Source organism: Sphingomonas sp. PvP055 (assembly GCF_040546365.1).
In the GTDB taxonomy this organism is placed as follows: domain Bacteria; phylum Pseudomonadota; class Alphaproteobacteria; order Sphingomonadales; family Sphingomonadaceae; genus Sphingomonas; species Sphingomonas echinoides_A.
Genome location: NZ_JBEPNS010000001.1, coordinates 3,409,411 through 3,431,190, shown reverse-complemented (window position 1 = coordinate 3,431,190; position 21,780 = coordinate 3,409,411). Strand labels below are relative to the sequence as shown.

At 65.7% G+C, this 21,780-nt stretch carries 17 protein-coding genes and 1 pseudogene; 10 read left to right on the top strand and 8 right to left on the bottom strand.

All coding sequences use genetic code 11. From position 1 onward, the window contains the following. Nucleotides 1–146 precede the first annotated feature (146 nt). The 3 genes from ABIC16_RS16200 to ABIC16_RS16190 are packed head-to-tail and all read left to right on the top strand — an operon-like array spanning nucleotide 147 to nucleotide 4,362. A complete protein-coding gene (locus ABIC16_RS16200; RefSeq protein ID WP_354291851.1) occupies nucleotides 147–1,808 on the top strand; it encodes an MFS transporter in 1,662 nt (553 codons plus the stop codon). Next, nucleotides 1,805–2,977, top strand: coding sequence for an HlyD family secretion protein (locus tag ABIC16_RS16195; RefSeq protein ID WP_354291850.1), 1,173 nt, complete (start codon nucleotides 1,805–1,807; stop codon nucleotides 2,975–2,977). The genes ABIC16_RS16200 and ABIC16_RS16195 overlap by 4 nt, the downstream gene beginning before the upstream one ends. Next, nucleotides 2,974–4,362 (top strand): efflux transporter outer membrane subunit, encoded by a 1,389-nt coding sequence (locus ABIC16_RS16190; protein ID WP_354291849.1) that lies wholly within the window; start codon nucleotides 2,974–2,976, stop codon nucleotides 4,360–4,362. The genes ABIC16_RS16195 and ABIC16_RS16190 overlap by 4 nt, the downstream gene beginning before the upstream one ends. Nucleotides 4,363–4,384: 22 nt before the next feature. On the opposite strand, the gene ABIC16_RS16185 is transcribed toward ABIC16_RS16190, so the two are convergent. Beyond that, nucleotides 4,385–5,341 (bottom strand): Gfo/Idh/MocA family protein, encoded by a 957-nt coding sequence (locus ABIC16_RS16185; protein WP_354291848.1) that lies wholly within the window; start codon nucleotides 5,339–5,341, stop codon nucleotides 4,385–4,387. Between the two features lie 59 nt (nucleotides 5,342–5,400). After that, nucleotides 5,401–6,126 (bottom strand): FadR/GntR family transcriptional regulator, encoded by a 726-nt coding sequence (locus ABIC16_RS16180; RefSeq protein WP_354291847.1) that lies wholly within the window; start codon nucleotides 6,124–6,126, stop codon nucleotides 5,401–5,403. A gap of 160 nt (nucleotides 6,127–6,286) precedes the next feature. Here ABIC16_RS16180 and ABIC16_RS16175 point away from each other — a divergent pair, with 160 nt between their 5' ends. The 5 genes from ABIC16_RS16175 to ABIC16_RS16155 all read left to right on the top strand — a co-directional run bounded on the left by ABIC16_RS16175 (nucleotide 6,287) and on the right by ABIC16_RS16155 (nucleotide 11,907). Next, nucleotides 6,287–7,177: a 2-dehydro-3-deoxygalactonokinase gene (locus ABIC16_RS16175; protein ID WP_354292356.1), complete on the top strand. Its 891-nt coding sequence runs from the start codon at nucleotides 6,287–6,289 to the stop codon at nucleotides 7,175–7,177. Between the two features lie 4 nt (nucleotides 7,178–7,181). Further along, on the top strand, nucleotides 7,182–7,808 hold the full coding sequence (locus ABIC16_RS16170) for a 2-dehydro-3-deoxy-6-phosphogalactonate aldolase (RefSeq protein WP_277967698.1): 627 nt from the start codon (nucleotides 7,182–7,184) through the stop codon (nucleotides 7,806–7,808). Between the two features lie 126 nt (nucleotides 7,809–7,934). Beyond that, the gene (locus tag ABIC16_RS16165) at nucleotides 7,935–8,399 is read left to right on the top strand and encodes a MaoC family dehydratase (protein WP_354291846.1); all 465 of its coding nucleotides are present in this window, start codon (nucleotides 7,935–7,937) and stop codon (nucleotides 8,397–8,399) included. Continuing rightward, nucleotides 8,396–9,286: an HpcH/HpaI aldolase/citrate lyase family protein gene (locus ABIC16_RS16160; RefSeq protein ID WP_354291845.1), complete on the top strand. Its 891-nt coding sequence runs from the start codon at nucleotides 8,396–8,398 to the stop codon at nucleotides 9,284–9,286. The genes ABIC16_RS16165 and ABIC16_RS16160 overlap by 4 nt, the downstream gene beginning before the upstream one ends. 287 nt (nucleotides 9,287–9,573) lie before the next feature. Continuing rightward, entirely contained in the window at nucleotides 9,574–11,907 is a 2,334-nt protein-coding gene (locus ABIC16_RS16155; protein WP_431358339.1) for a TonB-dependent receptor domain-containing protein, read from the top strand. A 110-nt stretch (nucleotides 11,908–12,017) separates the two neighbouring features. On the opposite strand, the gene ABIC16_RS16150 is transcribed toward ABIC16_RS16155, so the two are convergent. Then, a complete protein-coding gene (locus ABIC16_RS16150) occupies nucleotides 12,018–13,340 on the bottom strand; it encodes a sugar MFS transporter (RefSeq protein ID WP_354291844.1) in 1,323 nt (440 codons plus the stop codon). A 78-nt stretch (nucleotides 13,341–13,418) separates the two neighbouring features. On the opposite strand from ABIC16_RS16150, the gene ABIC16_RS16145 reads away from it, so the two are divergent. Beyond that, nucleotides 13,419–15,215 (top strand): IlvD/Edd family dehydratase, encoded by a 1,797-nt coding sequence (locus ABIC16_RS16145; RefSeq protein ID WP_354291843.1) that lies wholly within the window; start codon nucleotides 13,419–13,421, stop codon nucleotides 15,213–15,215. A gap of 186 nt (nucleotides 15,216–15,401) precedes the next feature. Here the strand turns inward: ABIC16_RS16145 and ABIC16_RS16140 are convergent, their stop codons facing one another. Further along, nucleotides 15,402–15,923: a PEPxxWA-CTERM sorting domain-containing protein gene (locus tag ABIC16_RS16140; protein WP_354291842.1), complete on the bottom strand. Its 522-nt coding sequence runs from the start codon at nucleotides 15,921–15,923 to the stop codon at nucleotides 15,402–15,404. Between the two features lie 576 nt (nucleotides 15,924–16,499). Continuing rightward, on the bottom strand, nucleotides 16,500–16,937 hold the full coding sequence (locus ABIC16_RS16135) for a winged helix-turn-helix transcriptional regulator (RefSeq protein ID WP_354291841.1): 438 nt from the start codon (nucleotides 16,935–16,937) through the stop codon (nucleotides 16,500–16,502). Nucleotides 16,938–17,006: 69 nt separating this feature from the next. Between ABIC16_RS16135 and ABIC16_RS16130 the strand changes: the two genes are divergently transcribed. Further along, nucleotides 17,007–17,963, top strand: coding sequence for an aromatic alcohol reductase (locus ABIC16_RS16130; RefSeq protein ID WP_354291840.1), 957 nt, complete (start codon nucleotides 17,007–17,009; stop codon nucleotides 17,961–17,963). 447 nt (nucleotides 17,964–18,410) lie between these two features. Here ABIC16_RS16130 and ABIC16_RS16125 read toward each other — a convergent pair whose 3' ends face one another. The 3 genes and pseudogenes from ABIC16_RS16125 to ABIC16_RS16115 all read right to left on the bottom strand — a co-directional run bounded on the left by ABIC16_RS16125 (nucleotide 18,411) and on the right by ABIC16_RS16115 (nucleotide 21,742). Further along, the gene (locus tag ABIC16_RS16125; RefSeq protein ID WP_354292355.1) at nucleotides 18,411–19,106 is read right to left on the bottom strand and encodes a FadR/GntR family transcriptional regulator; all 696 of its coding nucleotides are present in this window, start codon (nucleotides 19,104–19,106) and stop codon (nucleotides 18,411–18,413) included. Between the two features lie 86 nt (nucleotides 19,107–19,192). Beyond that, nucleotides 19,193–20,165 (bottom strand): annotated as a pseudogene (gene araD1 / locus ABIC16_RS16120) (AraD1 family protein). Further along, the gene (locus tag ABIC16_RS16115) at nucleotides 20,162–21,742 is read right to left on the bottom strand and encodes an aldehyde dehydrogenase (NADP(+)) (RefSeq protein WP_354291839.1); all 1,581 of its coding nucleotides are present in this window, start codon (nucleotides 21,740–21,742) and stop codon (nucleotides 20,162–20,164) included. Before ABIC16_RS16115 ends, araD1 begins: the two are co-directional and overlap by 4 nt. Between the last annotated feature and the right edge of the window lie 38 nt (nucleotides 21,743–21,780).

The following is a 21,780-nucleotide window of genomic DNA, read 5'->3' as shown; positions in this document are numbered from 1 at the left end:
GCCGATTTTATGGACTGATATGGATCAAGAGCGCGGACGAACAACCGTTTTTTGATCGGGAAGGACGCGCGTTGCATCCTCCCTATCGGGCGATCGCCCATAGGGATGGATTGATCCGATCCCGGTCAACCGCGTAGGGAAAGACGATGGCCGCCAGTCGCATTCGCCGTTTCCTGACCGAGGAAAACTGGACCTTCGCGCCGCATGAGCGGCCCGCACTGCCCGGCTCGCCCGCATCGCCCGAACATTCCGCGGTCGTCCGCTTGGCGTATGGCGCGATTGCGATCCTGGTGGGGTTGACCGGCGGGCTCGGCACCGCGCTGATTTCGGTCAACACCATGACATTGCAGGGCTCGCTCGGGTTCGATCCGACCGAGATCGCGTGGTTGCCGACGGTGTACGTGATGACCAATGCGTCGATGAACCTGTTGCTGATCAAGTTCCGCCAGCAATACGGTCTGCGACCCTTTACGATCATTTTCCTTGGATTGTACGTGCTGCTCGCGTTCGCGCACCTGTTCGTCCACGGGTTCTGGTCGGCGATCGCGGTGCGCGCGGCGAGCGGGATGGCGGGCGCCGCGCTCAGTTCGTTGAGCCTCTATTACATGATGCAGGCGTTGCCGACGAAATGGCGGTTGCGGGCGCTGGTCATCGGGATCGGGATTCCGCAATGCGCGACCCCGCTGGCGCGACTGTTTTCGCCGGAACTGCTCGCGATGTCGCAATGGCGCGCGCTGTACCTGTTCGAATTCGGGCTGGCATTGCTGTCGCTGGTCGCGGTCAGCTTGCTGCGTTTGCCCCCGACCGAACGCAAAAGCGCGTTCGAACCGCTGGATTTCGTCACTTTCACGCTGTTCGCCGTCGCAATTGCGCTGTTCTCGGCGGTGCTCGGGCAGGGGCGGATCGTGTGGTGGTTCGAGGCGCCGTGGATCGGCTGGTCGCTGGTCGTCGCGATCCCGTTGCTCGCGACGGCGCTGGTGATCGAACATGGGCGCGCCAACCCGCTGCTCAACACGCGCTGGCTGGGCAGCGCCGATATCGTGCGTTTCGCGGTGGTGACGCTGATGGCGCGGCTGGTGCTGTCCGAACAGACCTATGCCGCGGTCGGGTTGCTCACCGTATTGGGGCAGAACAACGACCAGTTCGGGACGCTGTTCGTCATCATCTTCATCGCCTCGATCGCAGGCGTCATCGCGAGTGCGGTGACGCTCGACGTCAACCGGCTGACGCATCCGGTGATGCTCGCGATCGGCCTGGTCGCGGTCGCGGCCTATGTCGATTCACTGTCGACCAGCCTGACGCGCCCGCCGCAGTTGTACCTGACGCAAGCGGTGATCGCGTTTGCCGGCACCTTCTTCCTCGGCCCGTCGCTGCTGTTCGGCATGACCCGCGCGTTGAAGGCGGGCGCAGGGCACATCATCAGTTTCCTCGCGCTGTTCGGGATGGTCAATGCGATCGGCGGGCTCGGCGGGGCGGCGTTGCTGGGGACGTATCAGACGATCGCGGAGAAAGCGCACAGCGCGGCGATCGTCCAGTCGATCGACCCGACCGATCCGATCGTGGCTGCGCGGATCGCGGCGGGGGGCGGCGCGGTCGGGCGGGTCGTCGGCGATCCGACGTTGCGCGCCGCCGAGGGCGGTGCGCTGCTCGCCCAAACCGCGACACGCGAGGCGAATGTCCTTGCCTATGACGATACGTTTCGGCTGGTGGCGGTTCTCGCCGGGCTGACCACCGTCTATCTTGCGATTCTCCTGATTCGCCGCACGAGGCGCGAACGTCGCGCGGCGCTTGCCAAGGCTCCTGCATGACCGACACGCGCCAGACTCCGCAAAATCCCGTCGCAGCTACCCCCGTCACCGAGGCCCGCGCCGAGGAGAACGCTGCCGCCCCCGCCGCCCCCGCTGCGCCGGTCGGATCGGGCTGGCGCCCGCCACGTCCCTCGCGCGGGGCGTTGATCGTCGCGATCGTATTGTCTGCGGTCGGGATCGGCGCGGTGCTGTATGCGTGGCGCCTGCCGCCCTTCGCCACCGCGAACCAGGCGACCGACAATGCCTATGTGCGAGGGCGCACCACGGTGATCAGCCCGCAGGTCAGCGGCTATGTGACCGCGGTGCTGGTGCGCGACTTTGCGAGCGTGACGCAGGGACAACCGCTGGTGCGGATCGACGACCGGATCTACCGCCAGCGTGTCGATCAGGCCAAGGCGCAGGTTGCCGGGCAGGAAGCAACGCTGGCGAACAGCGACCAGACCGCCCGCGCGCGCGCCGCCAGCTTGCAGGCGCAGGATGCGGCGGTGGCCAACGCCAACGCTCAGCTGCTCCGCGCGCAGGCGGACATGAACCGAGTCAACGACCTCGTCACCGATGGGTCGGTGTCGCTGCGCGAACGCGACCAGACGCTGGCGGCCCTCCGGCAAGCGCAGGCGGGCGTGTTGCAGGCCAAGGCCGCGCGCGAGATCGCGCGGCAGGACATCCGCACGGTCGAGGTCGGACGCGGCGGGCAGCAAGCCGGCGTCAGCGGCGCGGAGGCGGCGCAGCGGCTCGCGCAGATCGATTTCGACAATACGGTGGTGCGCGCGCCTGAAAGCGGGCGGTTGAGCGAAGTGGGCGTGCGGGTCGGGCAATATGTCACAGCCGGGTCGCAGCTGATGTTCCTCGTGCCGCCCGAAACCTGGGTGATCGCCAATTACAAGGAAGCGCAAACCGCGCGCATGGCGGTCGGGCAACCCGCGAGCTTTACCGTCGACGGTCTCGCCAACGCGCGGCTGACCGGTCATGTCGAGCGGCTGTCGCCCGCCGCCGGTTCCGAATTCGCGGTGCTCAAGGCGGACAATGCGACGGGCAATTTCACCAAGGTGCCGCAGCGCATCGCAGTCCGGATCAAGATCGATCCGGGCCAGCCGCTCGCGGCGCGGCTGCGCCCGGGAATGTCGGTTCAGACGCGGATCGACACGTCCTCCGGGCCGCGGATCCGATGAGACGCGCGCTGGGCGTGGTCGCCTTGGGCGTGCTGGTCACGGGCTGCGTCGGTCCGCGGCCCGCGGCACCGGTGGCGACCGCGATCGTCGCGCCACCGGCATGGCGGACCGCGCTCGGTCCGGGGTCGCCGGTCCGCGCGGAATGGTGGAATGCGTTCGGCGATCCGGTGCTGACGCGCCTGGTGGCCGAAGCGCTTGCCAACAATCCCGACCTGGGGATCGCAGCGGGGCGCGTCGACGAAGCCCGCGCGGCCGAGCGGTTGGCGCGCGCGCAACTGTCGCCGACCGTCAGCGTGGGGGTGCCGACGACCGACTCACGCGCGCTCAATGCCTTTGGCACAGCGAGTACCAATCTAACGGCGACGCCGTCGATCACCGCCAGCTACGACCCCGACCTGTTCGGGCGGTTGCGCAACGCCAGCGCCGCCGCGCGCGCGCAATTGCTCGCGAGCGAAGGCGCGCGCGACGTCGTGCGGCTCGCCATCGCGAGCAGCGTCGCGAGCGGGTACATCACGCTACGCGCGCTCGACGCGCGGCTGGCGGTCGCCCGCGATACGCTTGCGGCGCGCGGCGATGCGCTGCGGATCGCGCGGCGACGGGCGGAGACGGGCTATACGTCCAATCTCGAACTGCATCAGGCGGAGGGCGAATATCGCGCGACCGAACAGCTGATCCCGCAGGCGCAACTGGCGATCACGCGGCAAGAGGATGCGCTGAGCCTGTTGCTCGGCGCGACGCCGCGGGCGATCGGGCGTGGCGCGGCGTTGACCGCGCTGGTCCTGCCACCGATCCCCGATGGGCTGCCCGCCGATCTGCTGCGCCGCCGGCCCGATCTGTTCCAGGCGGAACAGACGCTGGTCGCCGCCGACCGCAGCCTCGACAGTGCGCGCGCGGCGTTGCTCCCGAACATTGCGCTGACCGGTTCGGCGGGGGTGATCCTGACGACCGCATTGGCCAATCCGGTCGGGATCTTTTCGCTCGGCGGGAGCGTGCTGTCGCCGTTGTTCGACGGCGGGCGGCTGCGCGCGAACGTCGATCTGACCGTCGCGCGGCGGGACCAGGCGGCGTTCAGTTATCGGCGGTCCGCTTTGACCGCGTTTCGCGAAGTCGACGACAGTCTCGCCGGGGTCCAGCGCTCGGGCGAGCAGGCCGTCGCGATCCGCGGGCAGCGCGATGCCTATGCCGCCGCGCTCCGCAACGCATCGAACCGCTACCGGGCGGGCTATTCGTCGTATCTCGACCAGCTCGATACGCAACGCGGGCTGCTCACGGCAGAGCTTGCGCTGGTGCAGGCGAATGCAGATCGGCTGACGTCCTATGTCGCGCTGTACCAGGCGATGGGGGGCGGGTGGACCGAAGCGGACGTGGCGGCGGTGCGGCGGTAACGAAGGCCCGGGCGAGCGACGCTCAAAACGTGAAGGGCGCGACCGTCGTGCGATCCGCGATGCGCAGCGCGTCTTCGACCAGTCGCAGCGGCGACAAATCGACTTCGGACTCACCTGCCGCCACCAGATCCGCAAACCGCGCGTAGATCGAGCGATACTCGATGTTCTCCGACTTGCGCGGTGCTTCCCCGTCGATCGCGATCGTCGCGCCGCCGTCGCTGAGGAACAGGCTCCCGCGATCGGTATCGATCCGCATGTCCCAGCTTTGCTGGCCGGTTTGCAGGAAGTCGAAATCCGCCGTGATCCGGATGTCGCCTGCCGCCATCGCGAGCGTCGCGGCGATCGGGGCACCTCGGCCTTCGGGGATCGCGATACGCGCGGTTTCGATGCGAACGGGGTCGGGCAGGATGAAGGTAAGGATCGACAGCGCGTTGATCCCAGGATCGAACACGCCCAAACCGTCCTCCGCTAAGATCCACTCCTGTCCCGGGTGCCAGCGGCGGATGTCTTCCTTCCACACGATCTCGACCGCCACGACGTTCCGTTCGGCAATCCATGCGCGCGCTTCGGCGACCGCGGCGGCCTCGCGCGAGTGCCAGGTCGCCATCAGCGTCGTGCCGGCGGCGGCGGCGTGCGCCACGATCGCCTCGGCTTCCACGAGCGTTGCGGCGGTCGGCTTTTCGAGCAGCACCGCCAGCCCCGCATCGATCGCGGCGGTGGCGATCTCCGCCCGGTACGACGGCGGCGTGCAGACGGCGACCGCGTCGAGATCGGGCACGGCGGCCAGCATCGCCGCCAGATCCGGAAACGCCGCGACACCCGCCAGGCTGCCGTGCGGATCTGCGGTCCCGATCAGGGCAAAGCGGCGATTCGCCAGGATCGCGGGGACATGCTGATCGCGCGCGATCTTGCCGATGCCGACGATGCCAAGACGGAGGACACCATCGCGCGGCGGAGCGGGGTCGGTCGCGGTCGGCATGGCGGCACTCGTATTTTGTATGATGATTGCCGCGCTCCTAGGCGGCGGCGGGGGCGGCATCAACCCGTCGGCGATCCGTCCGTCCCTTCGACTCGGTCGATCAGCTCGATCACGTCGCCGATCAGATGGCGCATCGCCGCCCGCGCCGCGACCGGATCGCGCGCGACGATCGCGTCGCGGACGGCGGCGTGATCGGTAATGCTCGCGTTACGCCCCTTGATGCGGTTGGTGAAGCGGATCGAGGTGCGCAGCGCGGTGGCGACGACATCGCGGAATTGCCCGTAGAACGGATTGCGCGACGCCTTGAGGATGGCGATGTGGAACGCGATGTCGGCGTCCAGCGGATCATCCGCTTCGCGATCGGCGGCGATCATCCGGTCCAGCCCGGCATCGATCTGCCGCAAGTCCGCCGCCCCGCCGAACTGCGCCGCCAGCGCCGCCGCCTCGGGTTCGATCGCGATCCGCAACTGGCTGAACTGACGCAGCAGATCGACCGAGAAAGTGCGCTCGAGCATCCAGCGCAGGACGTCGGTGTCGAACAGGTTCCACGTTTCGGCCGGGCGGACGACCGTGCCTTGCCGTGGACGGGCGCTGAGCAGGCCCTTGGCGGTCAGCATCTTGACCGCTTCGCGGGTCACCGAGCGGCTGACTCCGTGTGTCTGCGCAAGCTGCGCTTCGGTCGGGAAGGGCTGGGTTTCATACTGGCCGGTGACGATCGCGAGCCCGATCGTGTCGAGCAGACGATAGGTCAGGTTGCGCGCGGGCGGCTGTGTCTGCTGGGCCATAAGCGCCCATTCTGACCGTTTGTTGGGGCACTGTCACCATCCAGACCCGTGCGGATCCGCTGGACACACGGAATAAGTCAGATAAATACCGCAGCAGCCCGCAACCGCTTAGCGCGGGCGTGATCGCCGCCGTCGGTGCGAAGGAGTCCAAGCGTTGACCATGTCCGTATCGTCGGCCTTCACCGATGCCTTCCTTGCGGTCGATTGGGGAACGACGAACCGTCGCGTCTATCGGATCGAGGCGGGCAAGGTCGTCGCCACCGACCGCGACGCGCGCGGCGTCACCGCCGTGGCGAAGGATGGGTTCGCCAGTGAAGTCGCCGATATCCGTGCGCGCTTCGGGGATCTTCCGATGCTGCTTGCCGGAATGGTCGGGTCGACGATCGGCTGGCGCGACTTGCCCTATGTCGCGGTGCCTGCCGGGTTCGCGACGCTCGCGCAGGGGCTCGGCTGGATCGACGACCGGACCGCGATCGTTCCGGGCCTGTCGGTCCTCCGGGGTGGCCGGGCGGACGTGATGCGCGGCGAGGAAGTGCAGTTGCTCGGCGCGGCCGAGGCGGGGCTCGTGCCGCGCGACGGCCTGCTCTGCCAGCCCGGAACCCACTGCAAATGGGCGCGGATGGCCGATGGGATCGTCGTGGATTTCACCACCGCGATGACCGGCGAACTATTCGCGCTGCTGCGCGGTCACGGATTGTTGTCGACCCAGCTCGTCGGTGCGGTCGTTCCCGGGGCGGCGTTCCGCGAGGGCGTCGAAGCGGGCAAGCGACGCGACCTTTCCGCCGCGTTGTTCGGCATCCGCGCGAGCAAGCTGCTCGGGCAGCGCGATGACGCCGACGCCGCCTCTTACGCAAGCGGTCTGCTGATCGGCAGCGACGTTGCGGTGCGGCTCGAAACCGGGGCGGGCGATGTCCATATCCTGTCCGATCCCGACCTGGGCGGGCTGTATGCCCTCGCGGTCGAAGCGAATGGCGGCACGCCCCATGTCGTCGACAGCCACGCCGCGTTCGCGGCCGGAATCATCGCGCTGGCAAAGGCGCTTGGAGAATGATCACATGACCATGGTTTCCGATTTCGACGCCGCCTTCGCACGTTGCCCGCTCGTTGCCATCCTGCGCGGAGTCCGGCCCGACGAGGTCGAGGCGATCGGCGAGGAACTCGTCGCGGCGGGGTTCACGCTGATCGAAGTGCCGATGAACTCGCCCGACCCGCTCGACAGCGTCGCGCGTCTGGCGAAGCGGTTCGAGGGCCGCGCAATCATCGGGGCGGGGACCGTGCTCGATACCGACGGCGTCGCCGCGGTGCAGGCGGCGGGCGGGACCATGATCATTTCCCCCAACATGAACCCGCGCGTCATCGCAGCGACGGCGGCGGCGGGGCTGGTGTCGCTGCCGGGGATCGCCACGCCGAGCGAAGCATTCCTCGCGCTCGAAACCGGTGCGACTGCGCTCAAGCTTTTCCCGGCAGAGGCGGCAAGCCCGACGATCCTGAAGGCGATGCGCGCGGTGTTGCCCAAGACGGCGCGCGTCCTGCCGGTCGGTGGAATCACCCCCGAGGGGATGGCACCGTGGACCGCGGCGGGCGCTGCCGGGTTCGGCCTGGGCGGTGCGCTCTATTCGGTCGGCGCGACCGCCGAGCAGGTCGGCGCGAACGCGCGCGCGTTCATCGCCGCACTGGGGTAAGCACCCCTTCTCCCCGAACGGTTTGGGGGAAGGCCATCCCGCCCTAGCCCTTCCGAAAATCGCTGGTATGGCCGGTCTTGCAACACAGCAGGCCCGGCACAGGGCGGTAATTGGGAGCGGCAGGCGATGGCGGGATTGTGGTTCGAGCAGTTGGAAGTCGGGCAGACGTTTGCCCACGCGATCCGGCGGACCGTGACCGAGACCGATAACCTGTTGTTCTCGACGCTCACGCATAACCCGGCGCAGCTGCATCTCGACGCTGAATACATGAAGGACAGCGACTACGGGCGGATCATCGTCAATTCGACCTTCACGCTCGGGCTGATGGTCGGCGTTTCGGTCGGGGATACGACGCTCGGCACCGCGGTCGCCAATCTCGGGTGGGATGAGGTGCGGTTTCCCGCGCCGGTGTTCATCGGCGATACGCTGCGGATCGAGACCGAAGTGGTCGAGCTGCGCGAGTCCCGCTCGCGGCCCGACGCGGGGATAGTCACCTTCGTCCACCGCGCGTTCAACCAGCGGGAGGAACTCGTTGCGTCGTGCAAGCGGACCGGATTGCAGCGCAAGACCCCGGTGGAGGCAAGCGCATGATCGACCTGCGATCGTGGCTGTTCATCCCGGGCGACAGCGAGAAGAAGCTCGCCAAGGCCGACAGCACCAGTGCGGATGCGCTGATTTTGGATCTCGAGGATTCGGTCGCGCCTGAGCACAAGGCACGCGGGCGCGATCTCGTCGCGGGGCTGCTGGCGGATCGGCCGCAGGCGGCGCGGACCAGCCAGTTGTGGGTCCGGATCAACCCGCTCGACAGCGGGATGGTGCTCGACGATCTGGTCGCGGTGGTGGCGGCGGCGCCCGATGGCGTGATGCTGCCCAAATGCGGCGGGCCTGCCGATATCGCGCAACTGTCTTTCTATCTCGATGCGCTCGAGGCGCAGGCCGGGGTCGCCGCCGGATCGATCGCGATCCTGCCGGTCGCGACCGAGACTGCCGCCGCGCCATTCACGCTCGGCGACTATGCCAAGGTGCGGCAGGCGCGGCTTGCCGGGCTGACCTGGGGGGCGGAGGATCTGGCGGCGGCGCTGGGCGCGTCGACCAATCTCGATCCGGCGGGGGGATGGGCGCTGACCTACCGCACCGTGCGGACGCTGACGCTGCTCGGCGCGAAGGCGGCGGGGGTGCAGGCGGTCGATACGCTGTACGTTGATTTCCGCGATGACGCCGGGTTGCGGGCGTCGTCTCGCGCATCGCGGGCGGAGGGGTTTACCGGGCGGCTGGCGATTCACCCGGCGCAGGTCGCGGCGATCAATGAGAGTTATCTCCCCGATGCGGAGGAGGTCGCGTTCGCCGAGCGGGTGGTCGCGGCATTCGATGCGGCGGGTGGCGCGGGGACGGTTGGGCTCGATGGGCGGATGCTGGATATTCCGCATTTGAAGCAGGCGCGCGGGGTGTTGGCGAAGGCCGGGGCTTACGGGGGGTAAGGCTCCGTCCCCGCGCGGTCCGCGTCCCAGGGTGTACGATACGGAGAGCGACCCACCCCCAACCCCTCCCTTCCAGGGAGGGGAGGCAGTTGAGGCAACCGTTCTCCTCCCCTCCCTGGAAGGGAGGGGCCGGGGGTGGGTTGGCCAGCAGCCGAAACGCGGCCCTCGCCACACGCGCACCCCTCGAACCGTCGCGGATTAGACCCGAAACGGTCATGACCCCGCAACACAAAGTCGGCATGCGCCACGACGAGGCCGACAATCGGCCCGTCAGGGAGTTTCCAGCAATGACGCTTCGTTTTCACCTGCTTGCGGGTTCGATGATGCTTGCCCTTTGTTCGACCGCTGCGGTCGCGCAAACCGCCGCGCCGGTCGAGCCGCAGGCGACCGACCTCCCCGCAAGCGACGCCCCCGCCGCCGACACGTCCGACATCGTCGTGCTCGGCTTCGGGCAGGCGCGGCAGGTGCAGACGGTCAGCAATCTCGACATCGAACGCCTGACCCCCGGCTCGACCCCGCTCAAGGCAATCGCCAAGCTTCCCGGCGTCAACTATCAGGCAGCCGACGCCTTCGGCGCGTACGAATGGTCGTCGCGGATCACGCTGCGCGGGTTCAACCAGAACCAGCTCGGCTTTACGCTCGACGGCATTCCGCTCGGCGACATGAGCTACGGCAACACCAACGGTCTCCACATCAGCCGCGCGATCATTTCCGAGAACCTCGGCGTCGCGTCGGTCGCGCAGGGCGCGGGGGCGCTCGGCACCGCGTCGAGCAGCAACCTCGGCGGAACGATCGAATTCACCTCGCTCAAACCGTCGGACACGATGGGGATCGTCGCGTCGGGCACCTATGGCAGCAACGAGACGTATCGCGGGTTCGTCCGGCTCGAGAGCGGTGACATCACCGGGCAGGGGCTCAAGGGCTATATCAGCTACGGCTATCTCAAGACCGACAAGTGGAAGGGCTTCGGCGAACAGCGCCAGCATCAGGTCAACGCGAAGATCGTCCAGGATCTCGGCAGCCGCGGCTCGATCACCGGTTTCTTCGATTATTCGGACCGGCGCGAGCAGGACTATCAGGATCTCAGCCTCGATCTGATCAAGCGGTTCGGCTACAACCTCGACAATATCTCGAACAACTTCCCGCTCGCGACGCAGCTGGCGCAAGTCTATGCGAACCAGAACACCGCCACCGGCCGCCCGCTGCCCTATCCGGCTGCGGGAACGACCTTTCCGGCACCCTATAAGACGGTCGACGACGTCTATTACGATGCTGGCGGGCTGCGGCAGGATTATCTCGCGGGCGCGACGTTCGACAGTCGGCTGACCGACCATGTCTCGCTCAAGCTGACCGGCTATTATCACGACAATCACGGGCAGGGCGTCTGGTATCTGCCCTATACGCCGACGCCGGGCGGCGCCTCGCTGTCGGTACGCACGACCGAATATGATATCCATCGCGGTGGCGTATTGGGGCATGTCGCGGTCGACACCGGGCCGAACCACCTCGAAATCGGCGGCTGGTACGAATCGAACGATTCCGAGAATGCGCGGCGGTTCTACGGTCTTGCCAATCAGTCGACTGCATCGCTGCCGACGCTTCAGTTCAAGAGCAATCCGTTTTTCACGCAGTTCGATGCCAAGTTCAACACCGAGACGCTGATGTACTACGTCTCCGACAAGCTGACGCTGGGCGACCTGACGCTGACCGGCGGGTGGAAGGGTTTGCAAGTCGTCAACCGCGCCAAGGCGATCGTCGGCACGCTCGCTGCCGGAAAGATCGAGTCGAAGGACTGGTTCCTGCCGCAGGTCGGCGCTTTGTACCGGATCGGCGGCCAGACCGAGGTGTTCGCGACCTTCACGCAAAACATGCGCGCGTTCACGTCCGGCGCGGTCGGCGGGTCGCCCTTCGCTACGACGCAGGCCGGGCTCGACCTGATTCGCAACACGCTCAAGCCTGAGCGGTCGGACAGCTACGAAGTCGGCGGGCGCTTCCGGATGGCCGGGTTCCAGGCGTCGATCGCAGGCTATTATGTCGACTTCTCGAACCGCTTGCTGTCGCTGGCGAACGGAACGGGCGGCGCGGGCAACCCGACGACGCTGCAGAACGTCGGTTCGGTGCGCAACTACGGCGTCGAAGTGACCGGCACGTACAAGGTGATGCCGGCGGTTTCGCTTTATGCCTCCTATTCCTACGGCAAGGCGGAATATCGCGACAACGTCATCAGCACCGCGGTCGGCTCGGTCGGGCAGATCGATACCGCGACCAAGGGCAAGACCGTTCCCGACAACCCCGAGCACATGCTGAAGGGCGAGGCGGTCTATGACGACGGCCACTTCCTCGCGCGGGTCGGCGCCAACTATATGTCAAAGCGCTACTTCACCTATCTCAACGACCAGTCGGTCCCGGGCCGCGTGCTGGTCGATGCGACGATCGGCTACACCTTCCGGGGTGAGGGCGTGCTCAACGGACTGGGGATCGAGGGCAGCGTCACCAACCTGACCGACCTCGGCTATGTCGCGACGATCGGGTCGAACGGCTTCGGCAAGAGCGGCGACAGCCAGACGCTGCTCGCCGGCGCCCCGCGGCAGTTCTTCGTGACGGTGAAGAAGGGGTTCTAGGGGAGCGCTTCCCCCGTATGGGGGAGCTGTTCCACAACCTAAGAAAAACCCGCCGTGCGCATGGCGCACGGCGGGTTTTGTTTTGAATAAGACGGGGCGCTAAGCCTTCGTCACTCCTCAAGCGGCTGACCCGGTACCGATGCGATCTCGGTCGTCCGACTGCCCCACAGGGCGTAGAAAAGGATGTACAGTTCGCACGCCGCGGTCAGCAGGAAGGACGTCTGCAACCCATAGGCATCCGCAATCTGCCCCTGCACGACGACCAGAGCACCGCCGGCAATTGCCATGATCAACAGCCCCGACCCTTCCTCGGTCAACGGGCCGAGGCCCTTGATCCCGAGCGTGAAGATCGTCGGGAACATGATCGAGTGGAACAGCCCGACGAGGATCAGCGCCCACATTGCCATCGGCCCGGTCGTGAAGACGGTGACCAGCATCACGACGAACGCGCCGATCGAGAACGCCGCAAGCACCGTCTCCGCCGGGATCTTCTGCATGATGAACGAGCCGAGGAAGCGACCGATCATCATGAAGCCCCACAGGAAGGTGAGGTAGCGACCGGCCTGCTCATGCGTCAGGTCCGCGATTTGCGGCTGGCTGACGAAATTGACGAACAGGTTGGCGACGCCGATCTCGGCGATCAGGTAGATGAAGATCGCGGGGATGCCGAACACCAGGTTGCGGTGCTTCCACAGCGAATGGTTCTTGCGGTCGGCCTTCGCCATCCGGCTGGTCGAGGTGCCCATCGCAGGCAACGGGAACCGCGCGATCACGACCGCGAGGATGACGAGCACGATCGCCACCAGCACGTAAGGCAGGACCACCGACTGCGCATCGGCGAGCCGCTCGGCCTGGGTGAACACCGCGCCCGACTTGGCGGTCCCGCTGGTCGAGCGCCCGAGGATCAGATACGCACCGAACAGCGGCGCAAGCATCGTCCCGGCGGAGTTGAGCGCCTGGACGAGGTTCAAGCGCGCCGACGCTGTCTCGGGCGACCCGATCACCGCGACATAGGGGTTGGCCGCGACCTGCAGCAGCGTGATTCCGCTCGCGATGACGAACAGCATGACGAGCGTGACGCCGTAGGACGGAATGCTCGCGGCCACCGTCATGCCGACTGCGCCGGCTGCCATGATGAGCAGACCGACGACGAGCGACTTCTTGTAGCCGATACGTTCGATCAGCTTCGCCGAGGGGATCGACGCGAAGAAATAGGCGATGAACCACACGCTCTCGATCAGTGTGGTCTGTGTATAGCTCAGCTCGAACACGCTGCGCAGATGCGGCAGCAGCGTGTTGTTGATGACGGTGATGAACCCCCACATGAAGAACAGCGTGCCAAGCAGCACCAGCGCGCTGACATAGGAAGGGCGCACGCCGCCCTCCGGTGGCGCCTCGGTCAGCGTCGGTTGCCGGGTGGGTGTTATTGCCATGGGCACGCATCCTCATTGATCTTATAAATGTCTGAGTATATCTCGATCTGGATAGCGTCAAACGCGGAGTTCCCGAAAATGTCTGAGTCCACACCTCCCCAGCTCCGCAGCCGTGCGTGGTTCGATAATCCCGATAACATTGATATGACCGCGCTGTATCTCGAGCGGTATCTGAACTTCGGGTTGAGCCTTGCCGAGCTGCAGTCGGGCAAGCCGATCATCGGCATTGCGCAGACGGGCTCCGACCTCAGCCCGTGCAACCGTCACCATCTCGTGCTCGCCGAGCGGCTGCGCGAAGGCATTCGCGAAGCCGGTGGCATCGCGCTCGAATTCCCGGTCCATCCGATCCAGGAAACCGGCAAGCGCCCGACCGCGGGCCTCGATCGCAACCTCGCCTATCTCGGCCTGGTCGAGACGCTGTACGGCTATCCGCTCGACGGCGTCGTGCTGACGATCGGCTGCGACAAGACCACGCCCGCCTGCCTGATGGCGGCGGCGACCGTGAACATCCCGGCGATCGCCTTGTCGGTCGGCCCGATGCTCAACGGCTGGCACAAGGGCGAGCGCACCGGCTCCGGCACGATCGTTTGGAAGGCGCGCGAGCTGCTCGCGGCGGGCGAGATCGATCACGCCGAATTCATCCGTCTCGTCGCGTCGTCGGCACCGTCGACCGGCTATTGCAACACGATGGGCACCGCGACGACGATGAACTCGCTGTGCGAGGCGCTTGGCATGTCGCTGCCGGGTTCGGCCGCGATCCCCGCGCCGTATCGTGATCGCCAGGAAGTCGCCTATTTGACCGGCAAGCGCATCGTCGAGATGGTCGCCGAGGACCTCAAGCCTTCCGACATCATGACGCGTGACGCGTTCCTCAACGCGATTCGCGTCAACTCCGCGATCGGCGGATCGACCAACGCGCCGATCCATCTCACCGCCATCTCGCGCCACATTGGCGTCGATGTCCCGGTCGAGACGTGGCAGGAGCATGGCCTCGACATTCCTTTGCTCGTCAACCTGCAGCCCGCCGGTGAATATCTCGGCGAGGATTTCTACCGTGCGGGCGGCGTTCCGGCGGTCGTGTCGCAGCTGATTGACCAGGGGTTGATTCTCGAAGACGCGATGACCGTCAACGGCAAGACGATGGGCGAGAATTGCCGTGGCGTGGCGATCGAGGACGAGAAGGTCATCCGTCCATTCGCGACTCCGCTGATGGAAGCGGCGGGCTTCGTCGTCCTGTCGGGCAACCTGTTCGAGAATGCGGTGATGAAGACGAGCGTGATCTCGCCCGAATTCCGCGAGCGCTATCTCTCCAACCCGGACGACCTCGATGCGTTCGAAGGTCCGGTCGTGGTGTTCGACGGGCCGGAGGAATATCATCGCCTGATCGACGACCCCGCAACCGGGATCACCGCGGAAACGCTGCTGGTGATGCGCGGCGCCGGGCCGATCGGCTTCCCGGGCGCTGCCGAAGTCGTCAACATGCGCCCGCCGGCGCATCTGATCCTCGATGGCGTCCACGCGCTGCCGTGCATTGGCGACGGTCGCCAGTCGGGAACGAGCGGCAGCCCGTCGATCCTCAACGCCTCGCCGGAAGCAGCTGCGGGCGGCACGCTCGGCTTGCTGCGCACGGGCGACCGCGTGCGGATCGACCTCAACCGCGGCACTGCCAACGTCCTGATCGACGACGCCGAAATCGCAGCGCGGCGCGAAGCGCAGAAAGCGGCCGGGGGCTATGCCTATCCAGCGTCGCAGACCCCGTGGCAGGAAATGCAGCGCGCGGTGGTTGGCCAGCTCGGCACCGGCGCGATCCTCGAAGGGGCGGAAGCGTATCAGCGCATCGCCCAGACCCGTGGGTTGCCGCGCGACAACCACTGAGATCCATGGGGGATGCCAGGCCTGTCCCGGCATCCTCATGGCCCGCGTCCTTCGGTGAGGGGCGCGGGACCATGATGCACCACGGGGCGTCTAGGAAGGTATCGAGCGGACGTCCTTTGGAAAGCGAACCGCAGAAAGCCGCCGGCTTTTCGGCCAGCGGCTTCAGCGTTCGCAACGGCAAAGCCTCTATGCGTAGCTTGCAATCGTTTTAACCGACTGGCGACGACGCACCGCAAAGCCGATCATGCCGAAACCCGCGAGCATCATCGCCCAGGTCGCGGTTTCAGGAATGGCGCCGGCAGTTGCCACTGGGCTGGACGATGCGGTCCCGAAAGCAGAGATCGTGCCGTTACCGTTTATCCGGTATATATCGGCAGCGACGTTATCCTGATGGAAGAAGGCGACGCCCCGTGCCGCGCCTGCGTTGACGTTCACTCCGCTACCGTCCAGAAACGTCGGACCTGACGTAAAATAATAGTATGTCGGACTGCCCGGTGCGTCGAATAGACCGCTGATTGCGACTCCGTTGATCGTTCCGGAGATGCCCGTGATCGCAAGAGCCGTTTGTCCAAATCGCTGAACCGCCGTGTCCGAGGTCGTAAAAATGCCGCGTGCCGTCTGAAAAGGGCCGCCGAACAGGGTGCTTGTGGTATCAAAGCTGAAATTGAATTGCGCCGCGTTTGCGGGGAGTGCGATGATCGCGGCCATTCCTGCGATCACTAAAGCAAGCTTTTTTATTTCACTCTCCCACTATTTTTACAGACGGAGCTTTTTTGATTTGCCACGCCGGGGGAAGCTACGTGAGGCCTCGTTAAAAGGTTGCTCCGAAATTAACCAAATTCATCACAGTGTTCCAAGCGCGCGGCCCTTCCGAGCCATCAACGGGCCCTCAAGGCTTACTCGTCGTGATCGGGGACGGAATTCTGGTGGGAGTGCAACAGGCGTTTCGATCAAAAATGCGTCGTCGTTCTTCCGCATACGCTGAGTGTTTTGGTGTGCGACTTGGCGGGTGCAAACGTTTTGGCCTTCGGTGAAAAGCAGCCTGTCTATCTTGTGGGGGGGGATTGGGCGTTTCCTGTCCGTCCGTTTCACCGTCCGAAAGCTGCCAATCGGCTTTCACGAACCGTTGGCACGCTAGAAGCGCCTGAACTTCCCGGCCTGGTGGAAAGCGGACTGTCTGCTTACGGCGAGGTTTATTCCGATAGCAGCAGACATAGCGGGGCGCCGCCTTTCCCGAACACGATGGTATTTCTGGAGCGCTAAGCCCGTAAGCCGATTTCGCCTTCAGTGCTCTTCTCCCGCGTGTTCCCGATCAAAGATCTCCCGTGATGTCCGAAAGCTGTCGACGTTCTCGACGATCCACGTCCAAAGCGGAACCATCCTGACCAGTAGCTTCAATCCGGTTTCGGACAGAGCATATTCTACATGAGGAACGACCTCCTCGAAGTCGTGACGCACCACCAATCCATCGCGCTCCAGATGGCGCAGCGTGCGCGTCAGCATCCGCTGCGTGATACCGTGCATCCGTCGGCCGATTTCCGCGTGGCGAAGCTGGCCGTACACGCCAAGCGTATGGATGACACCAAGCGACCAGCGGTTGCCGGCATGCGCCAACACCTCACGGCGCACCCCGTCGTCATCGTCCCGCAGGCCATCGCACACCGTTTGCGAATATCGGAGGATGTCCTCCTCGCTTAGAGATTGAACGGCAGTATCACGCATGTACCCATCTTTCACGCTTGCCCGTGGCTTGCCAGATGACCGGCATCCGAGGCGAAACGAGTTAGAACGATGAACGATACAGTCTCCAGCGTGAAATCCCGCAATATCCTTGTCCTGGGTGCCGGCGAGCTTGGCATGCCCGTGCTCCGCAATCTGGCGCGTCACGCCAAGGGGATCGACGGTGCCAGGATCAGCGTCCTTCTCCGCGAGAGTGCCGTCGAGTCGGGGGATCCCTCCAAGCAGCGTGACATCGCCGAAATCCGCGAAGCCGGGATCGAGATCGTGCTCGGCGACCTGGTGAACGACACGATCGATGAGCTGGCATCGCTCTTTTCGGACTACGACACGGTGATCGGCTGTGCAGGCTACGCAGCCGGGATTAACACGCCGATGAAGCTCGCCAAGGCGGCGCTGCAATCCGGTATCCCGCGCTATTTCCCGTGGCAGTTCGGCGTCGACTTCGACGCGATCGGCCGCGGCGGGCCGCAGGACATCTTCGATGCGCAGCTCGATGTGCGCGAGTTGCTGCGCTCGCAGGACAAGACCGAGTGGGTCATCATCTCTACGGGCATGTTCATGAGCTACCTGTTCGAGCCGGACTTTGGTGTCGTTGATCTGGAGAATAGCGAAGTTCACGCGCTCGGCAGCCTTGATACCGCTGTGACGCTGACGACGCCGGATGACATCGGTATGCTGACCGCCGAGATCGTGTTCTTCGAGCCGACGATCCGCAACGAGATCGTCTTTCTGGCCGGTGACACCGTTAGTTATGGCGAGGTCGCGGACAGGTTGGAGGTGGCACTGGGCCGGGTCTTCAAGCGGTCGGTTTGGACCGTGCCTTTCCTGATGGAGGAGCTAGCGAACGATCCGAAAAACATGATGCGCAAGTACCGCGCCGCCTTCGCGATCGGTCGCGGTGTGTCCTGGCCGAAGGCAGGCACGTTCAATGATCGGCATGGCCTTCCGGTCACCGACGTCGCGGCCCTGATCGATGCCGATCTGCGAGGGGCGCAACAAGAAAAGTGATGCAGGCGGGGTGACTGTAGAGACCTTCCCAAAGACAAACCTAGAGTGGGACACGCCCCGGCGATCACGCAGACAGCCATCCGGGGCAACCTCCCTTCTGAAATCCGCCCCCAATTGGCCAATCGCAGACGGAGAAACGGGAAAGATCGCGCTTAACGAAGGCCGTTATCTGAAGGCTGGATCGCCAGCTTGAACGTCCAGGTGTAGGCGTTTGCGGTCAGTTCGCCTTCGGTTGCCCGAAAGAAGCCGGGCCTCTGCGGCTTAGACCATACCAGGCATGTTCCGGCCAAGGCAGGGGCCAGTCGCGCCAGTCATTGTAGGGGGCAGCAGGCCCCGACGGTAAAGGACTACGGAACCTCGGCACGAGGCCGGTGTGCCGCATGAACGACCGGTTCCAAGACGTTCTGATACGTCTCGCCGCCGCCGGAGACCGGACGGCACGCCGCTTTACTCCCGCTCGGTCAGCCCCATGTCGCCGAGCGCGAGCCGCAGCAAGTCCACCATGGCGCGGTGCGCAGCCTTGGCGTCGCCTGCGACGATCGCGTCGTGGACGCGCTCGTGATCGGGGAGGGGGTCGCGGGGGAGTGCGTGTTTGCGTTGCTTGAACGTCGTCGTCCAGCGCACCGCCGCCCCGACGCTGTTGGCGAGCGCGGCGAGTGGTTCATTGCGCGCCGCCGCCAGGATCGCCCGGTGGAACCGCTGGTCCGCGGTCTGCCCGCGCGAGTCCTTGAGCCCGTACAGGCGCATCGCCGCGATGCCTTCCTCGAGATCCACCAGATCCGCGTCGCTGCGCCGCCGAGCCGCGAACGCTGCCGCCGCGGGTTCGATCACGCCGCGCAGTTCGAACAGGTCGATGATGAAGTCGGTGTCGGGCTCGCCCTCGAACGTCCACGCCAGCACATCGACGTCGAGCAGGTTCCAACGGCTGCGCGGGGTGACGCGGGTTCCCGCTTTCGGGCGGCTTTCCACCAGTCCCTTCGCCGCGAGGATACGGATCGCTTCGCGATACGCGGTGCGCGAAACGCCCAGCGCTTCGCTCGCTTCGATCTCGCCGCCAAACACCGCGCCTGGCTGGCGCACGCCGCTGACGATCTCGACGCCGATGTCATGCGCGATGATGCCGTGGATGCGGAGCCCGGGCAGGCGATCGTCTTCGCCGGTCGTGCCGCTCCCCGGCGGATCGGCGCGACCGTGTCCGTCGTGCGCCGATGTCGGGGAGCGGCGCGCCGTTATAGCGTGCGGACCTGTGGCACCGCGGCCTCGCCGACCGCGAGCGGATTGCGGACCGGCAGGGTGAACGGCGCCGCTTCGATCTCGAACACGTCGCCCGGCTGGGTCTGGAACCCTTCGCTGAACGACAAGGTGGCGGTGCCGAAGAAGTGGACGTGGACATCACCCGGACGCCGGAACCCGGCATATTTGAAATGATGATGTTCGAGGTTGGCGATGCTGTGCGACATGTTCGCCTCGCCCGACAGGAACGGCTTTTCCCACACAGTCGCGCCGTCGCGGACAATCCGGCTGGTGCCCCGCACGTCGGCGGGAAGCTCTCCAAGCAACAGCTCGGGGCCGAGCGACGCCGGACGCAATTTGGAATGCGCCAGCCACAGGTAATTGCCGCGTTCGGTGACGTGATCCGAAAACTCGTTGCCAAGCGCGAATCCGATCCGGACCGGCGCGCCGTTCGCGTCGATCAGATACACGCCCGCGATTTCCGGTTCTTCTCCGCCATCCAGCGCGGAAGCCCGGCATCGTCAGCTCATCGCCGGGTGCCGCGAGGATCGCGCCGTCGCCCTTGTAGAACCACTCGGGCTGGACGCCTTCGCCGCTCGCGGCGGGCTTGCCGCCATCGACGCCCATCAGGAACATCTTCATCGAGTCGGTCGGCGCCGGATTCTCGACCGCGGAGCGATGCATCTGGTCCCGCCCCTCGGCCGAACCGAGATGCGTCAGTCCGGTGCCGCTGACGAGCAGATGCGCGTCGTCGACATGGTCGATCGGGACCAGCAACCGGACGCTCGCCAGATCGACCGCGTCGCCGAGCCGGGTTTCCGCCAACGCCGCCAGCCCGATTTCGGACTGGACCGCGAGTTCGGCGAGCTCGAGCACGGTCGATACCCCGATGACGCGACGCGCGCCATCGGAGGTCATTGCCGCGACGCCACGTGCGCCGTCATCGAACTGTACGAGCGATGCGATCATCGAGCGGACGCTTCCCGCACACCGTCGATCCGGCGTGCAATATCCCACGGATTTCCGTCGCGAAGCGCTGCAGGAAGCATCGCTTGCGGTAGATTTTGGAACGAAACCGGTCGCAGGAAGCGGTAAATGGCGAGCGTTCCGACCGAAGTGGTGCGTCCATCGCTGGTCGCAGGGAAGGGACCGCCATGCACCATCGCATGGCTGACCTCGACGCCCGTCGGCCAACCGTTCGCAAGGATGCGCCCAACGCGCCCGGCGATGATCGGGACGATCCCCGCCGCGGCTTCGGCGTCGCCGTCGTCGATCTGGACCGTCGCGGTCAGCTGGCCTTCGAGCGATGCGATGACATGGCCGACTTCGGTCAAGTCCTTGCAGCGCACCACGACCGAGGACGAGCCGAACACTTCATGCCCAAGCGCACGATCCGCGAGGAAGCTCGCGGCGTCGGTTTCGAACAGCGCGCCGATTGCCTGGTTCGGGCCGGTGGTGTCGACCCCGCGCGCGACGGTGCGAACCGCCGCATGTCCGCTAAGTGCCTCAACGCCCTTTTCATAGGCTTCGTGGATCCCCGGCGACAGCATCGTCGACGCGGCGCTGCCGGTGAGCGCTTCGCCAGCGGCAGCGACGAACGTGTCGAGATCAGGGCCTTCGACCGCAATCACCAACCCGGGATTGGTGCAGAACTGCCCTGCCCCCATCGTCAGCGACTGGACATAGGCCGCGCCCAGCTCCTTCGCACGCGCGGCAAGCGCGGCGGGGAACAGGATGACCGGGTTGATGCTCGACATTTCGGCATAGACCGGGATCGGCTCATCGCGTTCTGCTGCGATCTTCATCAGCGCAAGGCCACCGCCGCGCGACCCGGTAAACCCGACCGCCTTGACGCGTGGGTCCGCCACGAGCGCGCCACCGAGCGCATTGGTATCGCCGGGAAGATAGGAGAACACACCCGCCGGCAAGCCGCTCGACCGAACCGCCGACGCGATCGCACGCGCGACGAGTTCACCGGTGCCGGGATGCGCCGGATGACCCTTGACGATCACCGGGCAGCCCGCGGCCAGCGCCGATGCGGTGTCACCGCCAGCGACCGAGAAAGCGAGCGGGAAGTTGGACGCGCCGAAGACCGCAACAGGTCCAACCGCGACGTTAATGCGGCGCAGGTCCGGACGCGGCAGCGGGGCACGGTCGGGGAGCGCCGGGTCGATCGTCGCATCGAGGAAATCGCCCTGGCGGACCATCTGCGCGAACATGCGAAGCTGGCCGACGGTACGGCCGCGCTCGCCTTCGAGGCGGGGGCGGGGCAGGCCACTTTCGGTCATCGCACGGACGATCAGGTCGTCGCCGATCGCAAGGATCGCCTCGGCGATCGCTTCCAGGAACGCTGCTCGCGTCGGCAGGTCGGTCGTCGAATAGACCGGGAATGCTTCCTCTGCCAGTGCGGCAGCCTCCGCGACTGCGTCAGGACCGGCAGCCGAGAAGTTCGGCTCGAGCGTTTCGCCGGTCGCGGGGTTGATTGCGGTAAACCGCGTATCGGCCTGACGAACGTCAGTCCCGATCAAAATTGCTCCATCGATCACGAAAAGCCCTTCCATAATAACTCAGACATAATAGGGTT